The organism is Paenarthrobacter sp. C1 (assembly GCF_049315185.1).
Lineage (GTDB): Bacteria > Actinomycetota > Actinomycetes > Actinomycetales > Micrococcaceae > Arthrobacter > Arthrobacter nicotinovorans.
In genome coordinates this window covers 1,447,062-1,464,040 of sequence record NZ_CP186052.1, presented here as the reverse complement: position 1 = coordinate 1,464,040, position 16,979 = coordinate 1,447,062, and the positions used below count along the sequence as shown (strand labels likewise).

The following is a 16,979-nucleotide window of genomic DNA, read 5'->3' as shown; positions in this document are numbered from 1 at the left end:
ACCCTTCAGGATTTCTCCCCATGACTTACCCCAACCCCCTCCTGTCCCGCCGCCGGATGCTGGCCGCAAGTGCCGCCGTCGTGGTCTCTTTCGCTGCTGCCTCCTGCACAGCAGGCCCGACGCCGTCCCCCACCCCGGCGGGCCGGACGCCTACGCCTTCAGACCCGTGGCGTCCCGTGGCGCACCTGACAGCCGAAAAGAACTGGCTCAACGACCCCAACGGACTGGTCTACCACGACGGCACCTACCACGCGTTCTACCAGTACAACCCGCGTGCGAACTCTTGGGGCAACATGTCCTGGGGCCACTCCACCAGCACCGACCTGGTGCACTGGGAGCAGCAGCCTGTGGCCATGGAGGCGAGCGGCGAGGAAGAGATCTTCTCCGGCTGCATGGTGATGGACACCAAGAACGCCTCGGGCCTCGGTTCGGCGGAAAACCCGCCCATGGTTGCCCTTTACACCAGCGCTTACGGCAAGAACGGCGCACTCCCCCAAGGCGCCCAGGCCCAGTCCGTCGCCTACAGCCTTGACGGCGGCACCAAATGGCAGAAATACCAGGGCAATCCAGTCCTCAACCTCACGCCTACCAACAACAACTTCCGGGACCCCAAGGTCTTCTGGTACGAGCCGGGCCAGTACTGGGTGATGACCACGGTGGTGGCAGACGCCCAGGTGGTCAAGCTCTTCAAGTCCACCGACCTGCTCCATTGGGACTACCTCAGCGATTTCTCCGGCGCGGGTGCGCAAGGAGGACTCTGGGAAGTGCCCGAGCTTGTCAGGATGAACGTGGAAGGCTCAACCGCCAAGAAGTGGGTCATGCTGCTGAGCATCAACCCCGGCGGCATCGCTGGAGGTTCGGGCATGCAGTACTTCGTGGGCGAATTCGACGGCACGCACTTCACAGCAGAGAACGCGGCAGCCCCGGACGCACCCCTCAGCGACTCACAATGGCTCGACCACGGCGCGGACTACTACGCGGCGAACTCCATTACCGGCGCGCCAGGGGAAAAGCCCGTGCTGCTGGGCTGGATGGGCAACTGGGACTACGCCCAGCACGTTCCCACGACACCCTGGCGGGGTTCCATGGCGATTCCCAGGGAGCTGACGCTGGTCCGGGGCGTGCACCGTTACGAGCTGCGCTCGGCCATCGCCACTGCAGCCAGGGAGGCCCTGGAACGCCGCAGCGGTGAGGTCAGAAGGAAAAACCTCACCATCGGCTCCTCAGTCCAGGACCTGGGAGCGGACTTCACGGGACGCAGCCAGCTGATCGAACTGGAGCTGGACCTTGGATCGTCCAAGGAGGCCGGGATCATCCTGCGCCAATCCTCCGACGGCACCTCCGGCTTGCGCGTCTCCTACACCAAGGAAACCCGGACCCTGAAGGTCGACCGTTCGCAGGCGGGAACCACCAACTTCTCAGAGAAATTCAGCCCGTACCACCAAGTCCCGCTTCCTTCTGCCGGGAGCGACGGGAAAGTCCGGCTCACCATCCTCCTCGATGCCTCGTCCGTGGAAGTCTTCGCCCACGATGGCGTGGCCGTCATATCGGACACGTTCTTCCCGGATTGGGACGCTACGGGATCATCAGTGTTCAGCGTGGACGGCGAATCCACCATCTCGGTGCAATCCCGTCCCCTCTAAAAGCAACGCGGGGTCGGATATGGCCCATTACGACCCTGTTTATGGGCCATATCCGACCCCGCGTTGCCCTTGCTGTGCGCAATGAGGATAGTTTTGACCCTATGACATCCAGCGATGCCGCATTTGAACAGCTGATCACCGACGCCCGCCACTGGGCTTCCCAAGACCCGGACCCGACGACGACGGCGGCGCTCCTGGAGCTCGCCGACCTCGCCGGCGCGGGCGATGCGGGAGCTGCCCAGGAGCTGGGCGACAGCTTCAACGGCACCCTCCAGTTCGGCACGGCAGGCCTCCGCGCAGCCCTCGGTCCAGGTCCGAACCGCATGAACCGCGTGGTCGTCCGCCGGGCAGCAGCGGGCCTGGCGGCCTTCCTCACCGAAACCGTCGCCGCGGCGGCCCCGGGAACCCGGCCACGCGCCGTCGTCGGTTTCGACGCCCGCCACAACTCGGACATCTTCGCGGAAGAAACGGCCGCCATATTCACAGCCGCGGGAATCGAAACGTTCCTCATGCCGGCCGCGCTTCCGACGCCGTTGCTCGCCTACGCGGTCAGGAACCTCGACTGCGACGGCGGCGTGATGGTCACTGCCAGCCACAACCCGCCGCAGGACAACGGCTACAAGGTCTACTTGGGCCGCCATGCGGTGTCCGAGAGCGGCCGGGGTGCCCAGATCGTCGCACCGTACGACGCCAAAATTGCGGCGAAGATCGAGGCCGTCGGTGCCTTGGAGTCCATCGAGTTGGCCGATTCCGGCTGGTCAGTACTGCCGACGTCCATCGCCTCGGACTACGAATCCGCAATGGCCGGGCTGGTCGACCGTGAACACTTCCCGGCGCGGGAGCTGAAGATTGTCCTGACTCCGATGCACGGGGTGGGCGGCGGTACGGCCGTCTCCGTCCTGAATGCGGCAGGGTTCAGCGACGTCACCCTGGTGGCCGAGCAGGCCGAGCCGGACCCCGACTTCCCCACCGTCGCTTTTCCGAACCCGGAAGAACCCGGAGCGTTGGACCTGGCGCTCGCTGCGGCGGCTGCTGCCGGCGCGGACATCGTGCTGGCCAATGATCCCGACGCCGACCGCGCCGCCGTCGCTGCCTTGGACCCCGCGACCAATGCCTGGCGCATGCTGCGTGGCGATGAAGTCGGAGCCCTCCTGGGAGCGCACATTGTGGCGCGTTTGGCCGCTGCCGCACCCGACGAGCCGCACGCCGGCGTATTCGCCAACTCGATCGTTTCTTCACGGCTGCTCTCGCGGATTGCAGCCGCCGCAGGCTACGCCCACGAAGAAACACTCACGGGTTTCAAGTGGATTTCCCGCGTGCCGGGCCTCACCTACGGTTACGAGGAAGCCCTGGGCTACTGTGTGGCACCGGAGCTGGTCAGGGACAAGGACGGTATTTCAGCCGCTGTGCTGATCGCCGAGCTGGCGGCAGCCGCCAAAGCTGAAGGCAGGACGATCTTCGACACCCTGGACGACCTCTACCTCGTGCACGGCCTTCACGCGAGCGATCAATTGAGCATCCGGGTTGCTGACCTGGGTCTTCTCGACGCCATGATGAACCGGCTCCGGGTCAACCCACCTGAAGCGTTCGGAGGGTCCACGGTGGAGGTTTCCGTTGACCTGGCCGAAGGCAGCGACAACCTTCCTCCGACGGATGGGCTGCTGTACATCACTCGCGACCAGAGCCGTGTCATTATCCGGCCCAGCGGCACCGAACCGAAGCTCAAGTGCTACCTCGAAGTGATCCGCCCTGTGGAATCCGCGGCGGAACTCGCGGAAGCACGCCAAGCCGCGCGGACCTCCCTGGACGATGTCCTCAGGGATGTCCGCGAAGCACTGGGACAGTAACTTCCTAGAGCCCGACCTCAACGAAGCCGTCCACCAAGCGTGTAGCGAACGCGTCAAGGCGGAGCTCGGGATTGGTGAAGCACTCCCCCGTTTCAAGGTCGTAAACCTCTTTGTGAAGCGGCGAGGCGATGGTGGGCCGGCTTCCGCGGGACCCGATGATGCCGCGCGCCATGACGTTGGCGAGTGTCGCCGGGTCCTGCTGGGCTACGGCGAAGACTTCCGAAGGCCCGGTGCGGAACAGGGCAACCTGCCGGCCTTCGATCAGCGCTGCTTCTCCCCAGGCGGGCTCAAGTTCGTCCAGCGGGCACACACGGTGCCAGGTGGCGGCTGCGGCCGGGCCCCCGGCACTGTCAAGAGTCTCGGCACGGTCCAGAATTACGGTCATTTCAGCCCCTCTCACTGTGTCCGGGTGCTGGCATATTCGGTCATCACTCCCCGGACCGGGCCACGCTTGCGGCCACTCCTCCACGCTAGGACCGGGGTGTTTCAGCCGGGGTGCTCGTTTGTGTCCGGCGGGTAAAAGACACCTCACACGAGCTGAAACGCGTTCGTGATGCAGAAGTTAAGACCACGAAACAAAAGGGAAACTGAAGCGAAACTGCCCGTCCCTAGGCTGGGATCACAAGTTGCGGAGATCCGTCTGCAACATCTGCGAAAGGCCCACCAGTGACCGGACACACTTCAAGCACAGTGACTCCACGCCGCGTCGTCGTTATCGGCGGCGGACCTGCTGCCCACCGTTTCACCGACGCCATGGTCAATCGCGGTCTTGAAGGTTGGCAGCTCACGGTACTGACCGAGGAGGCACACCTCCCCTACGACCGCGTGGCATTGAGCAAGGCCCTCACCGAAACCGACGTCGACCTCACCTTGGGCGACGCCTCCATGTGGGACCACCAGGCGGTGGAGTTGAAGACCGGCGAGCGCGCGGTCAGGATTGATCCCGTTGCCCGGAACGTGGTGACCGCGGCGGGCAACGTTTACGGATATGACCATTTGGTGGTCGCTACGGGTTCCGATGCCGCCCGGCTCCCCATTCCCGGGTCCGAGCACACCCACGTTTACCGCACGCTTGAGGACGTTTGGTCCATCAACAAGGCCATCGAGGAATTGACCGCGAAACTCGGCCGGAAGGTCAACGCGGTAACCATCGGCGGCGGCCTCCTGGGACTCGAATCGGCTGCCGGCACGGAGCAACTCGGGGCGACGCCTGTGGTCATCAACGGCTCGCCGTGGCTGATGAACACCCAATTGGACGAAGGCGCCGGCCAGGCTTTGGGCCGCTTGATCGCGGCCAAGGGGTTCGAAGTGCACGGCGGTGTCTTCCCCTCCGAAGTGAAAACGGACGACGACGGCCAGGTCACCGGAGTCCTGATGGCTGACGGACGCACCATCGACGCCGACCTCGTGATTGTGGCCATCGGTGTCAGGCCCCGCGACGAACTGTTCCGCGCAGCCGAAGGCGAAGAGCAGCTCTTCAGCCTGGGCCAGCGCGGCGGCGTGGTCATCAACGATTTCTGTGCCACCGAAGTGGAGGGCATCTGGGCCATCGGCGAAGTGGCCAACTTCGAGGGCATGTGCCTGGGCCTCGTGGCTCCCGCCAACACCATGGCCGAGATCGTGGCGGACCGGCTGCACGGCGGTGAGGCGACATTCCCCGGTTTTGACACTGCCACCAAGCTGAAGTTGTCCGGTGTGGACGTTGCCAGCTTCGGCGATGCCTTCGCCAGGACCGAACACGCACTTGAAATCGTCTACGCCGACCCCGCTCGCGGCGTTTACCAGAAGATCGTTACTACCGACGACGCAAAGACCCTCCTGGGTGGCATCTTCGTGGGCGACGCTTCGCCCTACATGAGCCTTCGCCCGCTCCTGGGCCGCGAGCTGTCCGCCGAACCGGGTGCCTACCTGAGCGCCGCCGGTGGTGGCGAGGCTCCGGAGACCGAACTTCCCGATGACGCGATCCTGTGCTCGTGCAACAACGTGGCCGCCGGAACCATCCGTGACACCATCAACGGCTGCGGCGCCTGTGAAGGCAACGCCCCCGTGCAGGAACTCAGCGAACTCAAGGGCTGCACCCGTGCCGGCACCCAGTGCGGTTCCTGCGTTCCGATGCTGAAGAAGCTCCTGGAAGGCGAACTCACCAAGTCCGGCATCGAGGTCTCCAAGGCCCTCTGCGAGCACATCAGCCTTTCCCGTCAGGAACTCTTCGATGCCATCCGTGTCCTGGAGCTCACGTCCTTCGAAGACATCATGGCCAAGTACGGCACCGGCGCCGGTTGCGACATCTGCAAGCCGACCATCGCTTCCATCCTGGCCAGCCAGCACTCCGCCTATGTCCTGGACGCCGGGCGTGGTTCCCTGCAGGACACCAACGACCGCGCCCTTGCGAACATGCAGAAGGACGGCACCTACTCCGTGGTTCCCCGCATCGCCGGCGGCGAGATTACGCCCAAGGGGCTAGGTGTCATCGCAGCGGTGGCTGAGAAGTACAACCTGTACACCAAGATCACCGGCGGCCAGCGCATCGATATGTTCGGTGCCCGCCTTGAGCAACTGCCGGATATCTGGAAAGAACTGGTGGACGCCGGCTTCGAGTCCGGCCAGGCTTACGGCAAGAGCCTGCGCACGGTGAAGTCCTGTGTTGGATCCACGTGGTGCCGCTTCGGCGTCCAGGATTCCGTGGCCATGGCCATCGCACTGGAACTGCGCTACCGGGGCCTGCGCAGCCCGCACAAGCTCAAGATGGGTGTTTCCGGTTGCGCCCGCGAGTGCGCCGAAGCCCGGGGCAAGGACGTCGGCGTGATCGCCACCGCGGACGGCTGGAACCTTTACGTTGGCGGCAACGGCGGTGCCACTCCGGCGCACGCCAAACTGCTTGCCAAGGACCTGGACGACGAAACGCTGCTGAAGTACATCGACCGTTACCTGATGTACTACATCCGGACGGCCGACCGCCTGCAGCGCACTGCCCGCTGGCAGGAAGAACTCGACGGCGACATCAAGCACGTCGAGGACGTGGTGGTCCACGACTCCCTGGGCATTGCCGCTGAGCTCGAGGCCGCCATGGCCAAGCACATCGACACCTACGAGGACGAGTGGGCCGAGACGTTGAAGGATCCCGAGCGCCTCCGCCGTTTCCGTTCCTTCGTCAACGCCCCCAACCAAAAGGACGAGTCCATCTCCTTCGTTCCGGAGCGCGGCCAGATCCGCCCTGCCACGAACGAAGAAAAGGGCGGCGTGCTCATCGCCTCCACCATCCCGGTCCGCAGCGAATAACAAGGGGTCCCCATGCAGCTCACCATTGACCTGACCGACCGTGATGTCCTGGTCACAGGATCCGACAAAACCGCCCGCCAGGCCGTCCGCCGCTATCGGAGCGCCGGAGCCAACGTCTACCGGCTGAGCACGCCCGACGGTGCACCGGCCGACGGCCAGCTCCCCGAGCGTCCGTTCCTGGTGGCGGTAGTGGACGACGGCGAGGACGGCTGGGGTGCGCTGGTGGACCGGTGCCGTGAGGCCGGCATCCCTGTTGCGTTCGAGCCGCAGCCGGGCGCCGAAGGCCACGTGACATTGGTGGGCGGAGGTCCCGGAAGCCTTGAGCTGCTTACCGTGGGCGCTGTCGCTGCTTTGCGGGATGCCGACGTCGTCTTCTTCGACCGTCTGGCCCCCTACCAGGAGCTGGCGGGCCTGACCTCCGCTGACCTCGTGGATGTGGGGAAGCAGCCCGGCCTGCACAAGGTGACGCAGCGCGACATTGAGAAGCTCATGGTGGAAGCGGCGCTGCTGGGCAAGAACGTGGTCAGGCTCAAGGGCGGTGACCCCTACGTCTTCGGTCGGGGCGGGGAAGAGGTAGCCGCTTGTGTTGCGGCCGGTGTTCCGGTCCGGGTGATTTCCGGTGTCACCAGCGCCATCTCCGTGCCTGCTGCCGCGGGCATTCCGGTGACGCACCGCGAAGTGAGCCACATGTTCACGGTAGTGTCAGGGCACGCGCCCCTGACGGAAAAGGAGCACACCCACCTTGCCGGACTCGGCGGGACGATCATCGTCCTCATGGGCATCGGTACTCTCCCCCAGTTGGCCGCCGGACTGCGTCGGGCAGGGATGGATCGTGAAATGCCGATGGCTGTGGTGGAACGTGGGTATCGGCCGGGCCAACGCACCACAATTGCCGACCTCGGTAGTATCGAAACAGCAGCGACCGGCTGCAGCAACCCTGCCGTGCTGGTGATCGGCGAGGTGGTCCGGGTGGCCGAGGCCAACCGGAACCACGCCGAAGCATCCGCTGAACTGAGCCGACTCGCGGCTTCGCTTCTTGAAGCCTGAAGGTAAGAACACATGACTGTTGCACGTGCCATCGAAAGCCTGGACCCCAATGCCGCTCCGGACACTTCCGAGGCGCCCGAGGCGCCCTTGGACGGATTCCGCATCGGCGTCACCTCGCACCGCCGTTCCCGTGACCTCATCGAGGCCCTGGAGAGGCGCGGCGCCAGTGTCCTGCACGCCCCTGCCCTGAAGATCGCCCCAGTCCAGGAGGACATGATCCTCGTAGAGGACACCCGGACCATCATCGAAGCGAAGCCGGATATTTGCATCGCCACCACCGCCTACGGCATGCGCCGCTGGTGCGAGGCGGCCGATTCTTTTGGCATCGGCGAGCAGCTCCTGGAGACCTTGTCCGCCTGCCGCATGTTCGTCAGAGGACCCAAGGCCCGCGGTGCAGTCCGCGCGGCCGGGCTTGCCGACGTCGGAATCAGCAGCGACGAAACCACCGCGACCTTGGTGGACATGCTGCTGGTGGAGGGAGTTCGCGGCAAGACCGTGGCTGTGCAGTTGCACGGGTACACGGACGTTCGCCAGCTCGAGCGGCTCCGCATGTCCGGCGCGACCGTGCTGACGGTAACTCCCTACCGCTGGGTGAAGCCCGATGGTGAGGACAAGTTGCCGCGCCTGATCGAGGCCGTGGTCAATGGGAACCTGGACGTCCTGACCTTCACCAGCGCCCCGGCAGTGGACGCCATGTGGAGCACGGCGCATGAGATGGGCCTCTACCGACAGCTCATTGAAGCGCTCAAGGGCCCGGTGACGGTGGCCGCGGTCGGGCCGGTGACTGCCCAGCCCCTGGTCGACGCCGGGCTGACGCCCCTGATCCCCGACCGTTACCGCATGGGTGCGCTTATTCGGCTTGTGACCGAGCACTTGTCCTTGAACCATGTCCGCCGCCTGGAGACGAAGAGTGCCACCATCGAGCTGCGCGGACGGTGCCTGCGGATCAACGGCGAAGTGGTGGAGCTGGCCCCCGCTCCCCTCCTGCTGTTGCGGGCGTTGCTCGGCGCGGGCGGCGCGGTCTTGTCGCGTGAGGCGCTCTCTGACCTGTTGGATCTGCGCGGTTCCGTGCATGCCTTGGACATGACGGTCAGCCGGCTTCGGTCCGCGCTCCCGGACGGCAAGCTCGTGGAAACAGTGGTCAAACGCGGATATCGGCTGCGGGCCTAGGGTTGCGGCCCTGCTACGCCGCTTTCACCAAGGGCAGTTCATCCCAGTTGGTGGTGTAGCGGGGGCTGAGCATATCCCTCTTCATTGACCAGTCCGGGCCGCCCTTGATGCCGGCATGCCCCAATCCGATGGAGCCGCGGCCATAGCGTTTGCTGACCTCCTCCAGCAAGCTTCCGATACCCCGTTCCTCGTGGCGGTTCTCGAAGATCTCCAAGGGCTTCTGGTTGCCGCTGGGACGGAGGTCGGTGACCATGATTCCGGCCTTGGCGTACCTGACGCCCTCCTGGATTTTGGGGACCAGGGCGTGCGCAGCCTTGGTGAGCAGCACTGGATCGGCGGTGGGCATGGGCAGCTTGACGTTCACAGCGGGAAACGATTTGTCGTTCGGGTTGTACACCGACGTTGCTGCGAACGCCGTCAGCAGCTTGGCTTGGAGGTCGTGCTTGGCCAGCCTGGCGCTGGCCATCTGCCCGTAGACGCTGAGCACCTGCCGCAGCTGGGCCGCCGTCGTAATCGGCGTCGAGAACGAACGCGAGAAGATCAGCTGGTCCCGTCCGATCCTTTCCTCTTCCATGGGGATGCACGGCGTTCCCTGCAGTTCCAGGACGGTGCGCATCATGACGATGGAGAACTTGTCCCGGAGGGCCACGGGATCTGCCCGAACCAGGTCCAGGATTGAAAAGATGCCCATCGCGTTCAGCCGCTTGGTGAGCCTGGTAGCCACGCCCCAGATCTCGATGACGGACAGCCGGGCCATGAGCGCTTCGCGCTGGGCTTCAGGAACCGAATCCCAACGGCACACGCCGTTGAAAGCCGGATTGTGTTTGGCCCATTTGTTGGCCAGCTTGGCAAGCGTTTTGGTGCGGGCGATTCCGACGCACACCGGAACTCCAACGTTCCTGCGGCAAGCATCCTTGATGGTTCGCCCCAGCTGCAGCAACTCCTCCGGCCGGCCCTTGACGCCCAGGAACGCTTCGTCGATCGAATAGACCTCCTGCCACGCCGAGTAGCGCCGCAATAGCTCCATGACGCGCGAGCTGATGTCTCCGTATAGTTCGTAGTTGCTGGACAGCGCAATGAGCCCCCATTCCTTGGCCCGTGGAGCCAGCTTGAACCATGGGTCGCCCAGCCCGATGCCAAGCTGCTTCGCCTCAGGCGACCTCGTCACGGCGCAACCGTCATTGTTGGAGAGCACGATCAGGGGTTTGCCCTCCAACGCGGGATTGAAGGCCCGTTCTGCTGAAGCATAGAAACAATTGATGTCCACGTGGGCGATCTCCTGCATCGTGTGCATAAGGGCCGGCCTGGACATGCTCCTCCTCGATTGGTCACTAACATGCGCGACCTCGGAAAATGGGAGGACACGCCGCTGATTCGAAGATATATTCGAATAAGTCAACTGTACCGCCACCCACCGACAACGAAACTTCCCTGACCAATTGAGCCCGCTGCAGGAGGAAAGGGCTTGGCTAGTCCCCTAGGCGCGGCACGATGACGTCATCGACTCCGCAGTGGAGCACGAGATCGCTGCTTCCGCCCGTCAGTATGCAGTCCTTGGGGTCGAAGACCTCTGTGGCGGACAGCCACGGGACAGTTCGTTGCCAGAGCCCCCACGATTTTTGTGAATAAACGGAATAGGTTTGTGGATCGAAACCTGATTGTTCGACGACGACACTGTCTCCGCTGCTTGCCGTCACTTGGGCGTATGTTGCCGCCGCGGCGGCTAGCCCCATGCCAGCAGAATACATAGACCACGGCAGAGCCGCCGTGACACTGGCCAGAACTGCCAGAACGGCAGTCAGCCGACGGATCCGGCCGCGGGAAATCCGCCTGACCAGCACCGGCACCAGCAGAACCAGCGCTGCCAAGGCGGCAGCCCCACTCAGAAGGTGACCACACAGAATGAGCGCCCACCCCGGCATGACGAAGTAGACCAGAACCTCAGGCCATGAATCACTGACCCACGCTGCGGAAGCTTGGGCTGCTACTCCCAGCAGCACCGAGACGAGGGCCAACACGATGCCCCACTTGAGGCGCCGCCGCGCTGCGGTAGATCGCGCCGAGTCCGTTTCCGCGGAAACCTCCGCCCCCATCCGTGAAGCGCCCAACCGGGTCTCCGTTACATCATCGCCCGGCAACCGTTTCTGCACACCGCCATCCAACCACGCTTTTGACGTCATTGTGGAGCTTTGGCCAGCGGAGCCAACGAGGAGCCGGGGCTGTTTGCGCAGGCCTTATTGCGCACGTTACGAAACATCCCGCCCTCCGGACTGCGGAAAAGTCCGAAGAGCGGGATATTTCGCGCTATGAGATTCACACCATGAGCCCGGCTACGGGCGGGCGGCGGCGTCCTTCTTGTGCACCAGATAGATGGCCCCGGTAGTGACGTCCTCTTCAAGCGCTTCCAGGGTGCGCCCACGGGTCTCAGGGACCTGGGTGTAGATGAAGATGAGGGCCGCGATGCCCACGCCGCCGAACAGGAAAAAGGTTCCGGTGATCCCGACGCCGGCCACCAGGGTCGGGAAGAACAGGCCCAGCAGCGCGTTGGCGATCCACAGGCAGAATACCGACAGGCCGATGGCGAAACCACGGACGTGAAGCGGGAAGATCTCCGACAGCATGACCCAGACGGCGATATTCAGGAAGGTCTGCATCGAACCGACGAACGCCACCACCAGGAACAGGATCACGAATGGACGGGCCTCGTTTCCTATGGGAAGGAGGACGGAGGCGATGCCGATCAGGAAGTGGCATGCCGTGGTCAAGGTGAAGCCCAGGAGCAGGGTGGTGCGGCGGTTGACGCGCTGCATCAACGTCAGGGCAATGACGCCCCCGACTACCGCGATCACGCCGGGAGCGATGTTGGCGATCAGGGCTGCGTTGGAGTCGAATCCAGCCTCGACCAGCACAGACTGACCGTAGTACATGATCGAGTTGATGCCGGTCAGCTGCTGGGCCACACCCAAGCCGATGCCGACCAGGATGATGCGAAGGATCCACTTGTCTTTGAGCGCGCCCCACGACGTCGCCTTCGACACCCGCTCTTCGTCGGCGAGGTGCTTGACGTCGGCCATTTCGGCCTCTGCGCGTTCCACTGACCGGATCGTCTTGAGGACAACGAGGGCTTCTTCCCAACGGCCCTTGGATATCAGCCAGCGCGGCGATTCGGGCATCCGGAGCATGCCGAAGAACAACGCGATGGCAGGCAGTGCGGCAACGGCGAGCATGAGGCGCCATACTCCCCCGAACTCTCCCCAGACGTTACCGATGATGGCATTGACGACAAACGCCGCCAGCTGGCCGATAACGATCATGAGCTCATTCCGGCCGGCCAGCGAGCCCCGGATCTCGTAGGGCGCCAGTTCGGCAAGGAAGACAGGCACCACGGTGGACGCTCCGCCGACGGCAAGTCCGAGAACAACGCGTCCGAGCACCATCACTTCAAAGTTGGGCGCGAAGACGCAGGCGATGGTGCCGGCCAGGAACAGCACCGCGAGCAGGAGGATGGACTTGCGGCGGCCCCACGAATCGGACAGGCGGCCACCTCCCACGGCTCCGGCTGCCGCACCGAACAACAGGGAGCTGGTCACGATCCCTTCCGTCAGGGGCGTCAGGCCGAGATCGGCCGTCATGGGCCTCAGGGCACCGTTGATGACACCAGTGTCATAGCCGAACAGCAGTCCGCCGAAGGTTGCAACCAGGGCTACGAGGCCAAGGCGCTTTCTGTGCGGGCCGTTGGTCAGCGGAGGAAGGGCGGCCGCTTGGGCGCCTTCCCGCTGCATTTGCGTTGCAGACATCAGGACTCCTTTGTCAGTGTGTTGCGGGTCATACTCATCCGCTCTGAGTACAGACTAACGCGCGAAAGGCTTAAATGTAAGGTCAAACTAACAAACACCCGAATTAACCCTTTCTGTGACGTGGGAAGATGGAGGACATGGCCCCCGACCGCCCACTCCGCCCAGCTACGCAAAGTGATGTCGCCCGGGAAGTAGGCGTTTCCCGAACATTGGTGTCTTTCGCCTTCCGGGGCGCTCCTGGAGTCAGCGCCGAAACCAAAGAAGCCATTTTCGAAGCCGCCCGGCGTCTCGGATACCGACCCAACGCCGTAGCCGCCGACCTGGCACGCAAGCACCGCTCCGCCGTCGGGCTTTACCTGATGGATATCCGCAACGAGGTCTATGCCGACATTCTCAGCGGCGTCCGCGTGGCCCTCCCGCAGGACGGCAACCGGCTCATCCTGAGCGTATCCCGCTCGGTTGATGGTGTTGACCGGGGCGCGCTGGAGTCGCTCATAGAGGCCCGGGCCGGGATCATCATCGCCGCCACGCTCTTGGATCCGGACGAACGCGTGCAGGAACTGGCGCAGATCGTGCCGCTGGTCAGCGTCACACGGCCGGTACCGGGCGTGGACAGCGTCTATTCGGATGACGTCGTCGGGGCCAGGGCCGCGACTGAACATCTCCTCACCCTCGGGCACCGGCGCATCGCCCACCTGGCGGGTCCCGTGTACGACGGACACACCGTCCGCAGGCGGAGCTACCAACAAACCATGCGCGACGCCGGGCTGAAGCCCCAAACGCTGGCGGCCGAGGACTTCACGCAGGAAGCCGGGGAACGCGCCACCATGCTCCTCCTCAAACAACCCGAGCGCCCGACGGCGATTTTCACGCACAACGACCAACTGGCCCTGGGCGCCCGCGAAGCCGCCTATTCCCTGGGTTTGTCCATCCCGCAGGACCTGTCGCTGGTGGGCTATGACAATTCGCGGATCGCCAAGCTTCACGGCATTGACCTCACGACAGTGGACCTCCATGCCGCAGTGTTGGGCCAAAGGGCGGGCGCGATAGCGCTGGAACGGCTCGGAAACCCGGAGGGCCCCATCGCCGACGAAAGGCTCACGCCTGAGCTGGTGGTCCGCAACTCAACAGCACCGCCGCCCCTTCAGACGTGATGCAGGCACGTGGTTGCGACGCCCCAAATAGTCAGCTCCGACAAGGCAGCCACCCTGATGTCCGGGAATGCAGGGTTGTCCGCCTGCAGCACCACGCCCGTCGGGGTGATGCGCAAGCGTTTGATGGTCAGCTCACCATCCAGGACAGCCACGACGACGGACCCATCCTTGGGTTCCAGCGCCCGGTTGACGATTAGTTCGTCTCCGTCACTGATACCGGCGGCCTCCATCGATTGACCGGTCACCCGGACGACGAACGTGCTGGTGACGTCCTTGATCAGGTGCTCGTTGAGGTCGATGCGGCCATCGAAGTAGTCCTGCGCCGGCGAGGGATACCCCGCGGCCACAGACACGGGAGCCAACAGCGCCGACATCAAGGACAAGCCCGCATCTATCACGCGGGGGCCGACTATCACGCCCACAACACACCTTTATTCGAATATATGTTCGATAACTGAGTGTACAGCGAACTGCGGACATTCACGTCGTGGATGAATTAGTCTAATGAAATGATTATTTGGCGTGGTTGGGGAATTTTGGTCCTCGTCGTGTTCGGTATTTGCGGTGGTTTGGCGGGCGGCTTGTCGCACGGCAATCCGATCGCAGTAGGTGTGGGCTTCCTGGCCGGTGCAGCCGGGATCTGGTATCTCGGAAACTGGTTCAACCGCACCAGGCCCACAGCGGGCTACGAGGCAGCGGTCAACGCCAGAAGCCAGGAATTGTCCAGAATGGTAGAGGTCGGCGCCTACCAGCACCCCGGCCTTCCCGCTCCTCAATCCTTCGAGGAGGCACGTGCCCTCGCGGATGAGCAACTGAAATACGAGGCCGAGTCCGCCCGGCGCGGGTACTTCAACCGGCACAGCCTGTTCTTCCTGCCCATGCAGTACTGGGCGTTTGTGGCGGCCTTCGCCGGCGTTGCGATGATCATCAGCGGCCTGGTCCGGGGGTGATCCAAGAAGAGACGGGTTCAGCCCACCTTGTACCGCAGATGCGAGACCAGGCTGGTACCACGGACCTCAAGGGGTTCAAGCTTCAGCTCGCCTACACCGTCCAGCAAACGCTCACCTGCGCCCAGGACGATCGGCGCGATATGGAGCCGCAACTCGTCAATGAGGCCAGCGGACAGGAATTGTCTGGCGGTTGAGGCTCCACCGGCGATGGCAACGTTCTTCCCGCCCGCAGCTTCCTTGGCGCGCGAGAGCACTGAGCCGATGTCGTCATTGACGAAATGGAAAGTGGTGCCGCCCTCCATCACCATGGGTTCGTGCGGGTGCGAGCTGAGAACGAACACCGGCGCGTGATACGGGGGTTCTTCGCCCCACCAGCCGCGCCACTGCTCCGGCCACAAGTGCTCGCCCGGTCCAGCGAACATGTTCCGGCCCATGATGTAGGCGCCGGCTTCGAGGATCCCGGCGACCTCGGCGGCGTTGGTATCCCGTTCCTTGAACTGCCAACGGTGCAGCTTCTCTCCCCCTTCGCCGAGCGGTTGTTCCATACTCTGGTTAGGTCCGGCAACAAAGCCATCAAGGGACACAGTGAGGTCACACGTAACGAGGGTCATGCGCCCATCCTGCCATCGGCGCACCGGGGCCACCAGAGCACGCCGGCCTCAGGAGACGTTGAATCCGCCATTGCTGTGCAGGACCTGGCCGTTGATCCAGGAACCCGCGTCCGAGAACAGGAACCGCACCAGGTTCGCGGTGTCCGTGGGTGTACCCAGGCGTCCGGTCGGGGTCGCCCGGGTCGTCCAGCCGCGTACGTCGTCGTCCATCCAGCCGGTGTCAATCGGCCCGGGATTGATCACGTTGGCCCGCACCCCTTTTTCCCCGAGTTCGACGGCGGCCGCCGTTACGATCCGGTCCAGGGCACCCTTGCTCGCACCATATGGCAGGTTATGGACGGTGTGGTCGCTGGTCAACGCCACGATCCTGCCGGCCACTTCGCCGGGAGGTACGGCGGGCAGCTGCTCTGCAAACGCCTTGATGAGCAGCCATGGGGCCCTGGCATTGACGGCAAAATGGCGGTCCCAGCTTTCCACCGAAGTAGTGAGGATACTGCTGTCCACAGATTCGCAGTGCGAGACCACCAGCCCGGTCACGGGGCCCAGTTTCCGTCCCGCTGCAACGAGTGCCGCCGGTACACCAGGGTCGCTGAGGTCCCCGGATACGAGTTCGACGGCGACACCCTCCGCGCGGCACCCGGCGGCTATGGCGGCGGCATCGCCAGGTGACGATTCGAGGCCAAGCCGGTCGTCGTAGGGCTTCCAGTGGTTCAGGACAAGTGACCAGCCGTCGGCTGCCAGGCCCCTGGCCAGTGCTGCCCCGATGGAGCGGCGCCTGCCTACGCCTGTGACAACGGCAACCTTGGTTTCTTTTTCCAACGTCATCCCTTGACCCTATGCCGCGGCCCCGGCGGGTTCTACGCTTGACCACTTAGCACCCACGAATCAGCACCGCGGAAAGAAGGCGGCCATGGCACGGAAACCAGGACCCACGCTTGAGCAACTGAACATCCTCGTGGGTTCGTGGGAGACCACCATCCCCAGTGCCGGAACACAGGGACGGACCACTTTTGAATGGCTGGAAGGTGGCGGCTTCCTCATCCAGCGTTCCACCGTGGCAAGGCCCGAATACCCCAACGCAGTCAGCGTCATCGGTGCAACGGGCTCGGACCGGGCATTCCAACAGCACTACTTCGACTCACGCGGCGTTGCCCGCATCTACGACATGACGCTCAGGGACAATGTCTGGACGCTTTTCAGGGACGGACCGGACTGGCCGCAGCGCTTTGTTGGCCACATCAGCCCGGACGGCAACACCATCACCGCCCGCCTGGAGCGCGGCACCTATCCCGGAGGCCCACTGGAGCACGACTTCGACATGGTTTACTCGCGGATTCATTGAACCCTGTGCACCAACAGCATTACTCCACCTCATTTACAGATCCCTTGCCCGGTGGGAACATAAGGCCCATAGTCCGCGGAGGCAACGCCCGGCCACGCCCGGCATCCTCTGCCGCTGCCATGTAGTCAGCTCTCCTCTG

15 protein-coding genes are annotated in these 16,979 nt (G+C 64.0%); 8 read left to right on the top strand and 7 right to left on the bottom strand.

Translation table 11 applies throughout. The features are described from left to right. Positions 1-20 precede the first annotated feature (20 nt). A complete protein-coding gene (locus ACNAOU_RS07035; RefSeq protein WP_422758341.1) occupies positions 21-1,643 on the top strand; it encodes a glycoside hydrolase family 32 protein in 1,623 nt (540 codons plus the stop codon). Between the two features lie 101 nt (positions 1,644-1,744). Then, entirely contained in the window at positions 1,745-3,490 is a 1,746-nt protein-coding gene (locus ACNAOU_RS07030; RefSeq protein ID WP_354627128.1) for a phospho-sugar mutase, read from the top strand. Positions 3,491-3,494: 4 nt separating this feature from the next. On the opposite strand, the gene nirD is transcribed toward ACNAOU_RS07030, so the two are convergent. Then, positions 3,495-3,875, bottom strand: a complete 381-nt coding sequence (gene nirD, locus ACNAOU_RS07025; protein ID WP_018777379.1) for a nitrite reductase small subunit NirD — start codon at positions 3,873-3,875, stop codon at positions 3,495-3,497. Positions 3,876-4,156: 281 nt separating this feature from the next. On the opposite strand from nirD, the gene nirB reads away from it, so the two are divergent. From nirB to ACNAOU_RS07010, 3 genes are read left to right on the top strand one after another with little or no spacing between them, the layout of a single operon-like run. Next, positions 4,157-6,769 (top strand): nitrite reductase large subunit NirB, encoded by a 2,613-nt coding sequence (gene nirB / locus ACNAOU_RS07020; RefSeq protein WP_055974963.1) that lies wholly within the window; start codon positions 4,157-4,159, stop codon positions 6,767-6,769. A 12-nt stretch (positions 6,770-6,781) separates the two neighbouring features. Then, entirely contained in the window at positions 6,782-7,816 is a 1,035-nt protein-coding gene (gene cobA / locus ACNAOU_RS07015) for a uroporphyrinogen-III C-methyltransferase (protein ID WP_422758340.1), read from the top strand. Between the two features lie 12 nt (positions 7,817-7,828). Then, positions 7,829-8,986 carry a uroporphyrinogen-III synthase gene (locus ACNAOU_RS07010; RefSeq protein WP_055974960.1) on the top strand — a complete coding sequence of 386 codons (1,158 nt, stop codon included), beginning with the start codon at positions 7,829-7,831 and terminating at the stop codon, positions 8,984-8,986. A 13-nt stretch (positions 8,987-8,999) separates the two neighbouring features. Here ACNAOU_RS07010 and ACNAOU_RS07005 read toward each other — a convergent pair whose 3' ends face one another. The 3 genes from ACNAOU_RS07005 to ACNAOU_RS06995 form a co-directional block, all read right to left on the bottom strand. Next, positions 9,000-10,298: a Y-family DNA polymerase gene (locus tag ACNAOU_RS07005; protein WP_422758339.1), complete on the bottom strand. Its 1,299-nt coding sequence runs from the start codon at positions 10,296-10,298 to the stop codon at positions 9,000-9,002. Positions 10,299-10,455: 157 nt separating this feature from the next. Then, entirely contained in the window at positions 10,456-11,166 is a 711-nt protein-coding gene (locus tag ACNAOU_RS07000; protein ID WP_422758338.1) for a hypothetical protein, read from the bottom strand. Positions 11,167-11,316: 150 nt separating this feature from the next. Next, entirely contained in the window at positions 11,317-12,783 is a 1,467-nt protein-coding gene (locus ACNAOU_RS06995) for a sugar porter family MFS transporter (protein ID WP_422758337.1), read from the bottom strand. 137 nt (positions 12,784-12,920) lie between these two features. Between ACNAOU_RS06995 and ACNAOU_RS06990 the strand changes: the two genes are divergently transcribed. Then, complete coding sequence (locus tag ACNAOU_RS06990; protein ID WP_055974956.1) at positions 12,921-13,937, top strand: LacI family DNA-binding transcriptional regulator; 1,017 nt, start codon at positions 12,921-12,923, stop codon at positions 13,935-13,937. Here ACNAOU_RS06990 and ACNAOU_RS06985 read toward each other — a convergent pair. Then, entirely contained in the window at positions 13,928-14,359 is a 432-nt protein-coding gene (locus ACNAOU_RS06985; protein WP_422758336.1) for a LexA family protein, read from the bottom strand. The two genes, ACNAOU_RS06990 and ACNAOU_RS06985, sit on opposite strands and share 10 nt — an antisense overlap. 87 nt (positions 14,360-14,446) lie before the next feature. Between ACNAOU_RS06985 and ACNAOU_RS06980 the strand changes: the two genes are divergently transcribed. Continuing rightward, a complete protein-coding gene (locus ACNAOU_RS06980; RefSeq protein WP_039240372.1) occupies positions 14,447-14,887 on the top strand; it encodes a hypothetical protein in 441 nt (146 codons plus the stop codon). A gap of 17 nt (positions 14,888-14,904) precedes the next feature. Here the strand turns inward: ACNAOU_RS06980 and ACNAOU_RS06975 are convergent, their stop codons facing one another. Together ACNAOU_RS06975 and ACNAOU_RS06970 are read right to left on the bottom strand one after the other, a co-directional pair. Beyond that, entirely contained in the window at positions 14,905-15,498 is a 594-nt protein-coding gene (locus ACNAOU_RS06975) for a dihydrofolate reductase family protein (RefSeq protein WP_039240371.1), read from the bottom strand. A 48-nt stretch (positions 15,499-15,546) separates the two neighbouring features. Further along, the gene (locus ACNAOU_RS06970) at positions 15,547-16,323 is read right to left on the bottom strand and encodes an SDR family oxidoreductase (RefSeq protein WP_055974953.1); all 777 of its coding nucleotides are present in this window, start codon (positions 16,321-16,323) and stop codon (positions 15,547-15,549) included. Positions 16,324-16,408: 85 nt separating this feature from the next. Between ACNAOU_RS06970 and ACNAOU_RS06965 the strand changes: the two genes are divergently transcribed. After that, positions 16,409-16,840, top strand: coding sequence for a hypothetical protein (locus ACNAOU_RS06965; protein WP_039240369.1), 432 nt, complete (start codon positions 16,409-16,411; stop codon positions 16,838-16,840). Positions 16,841-16,979 lie beyond the last annotated feature (139 nt).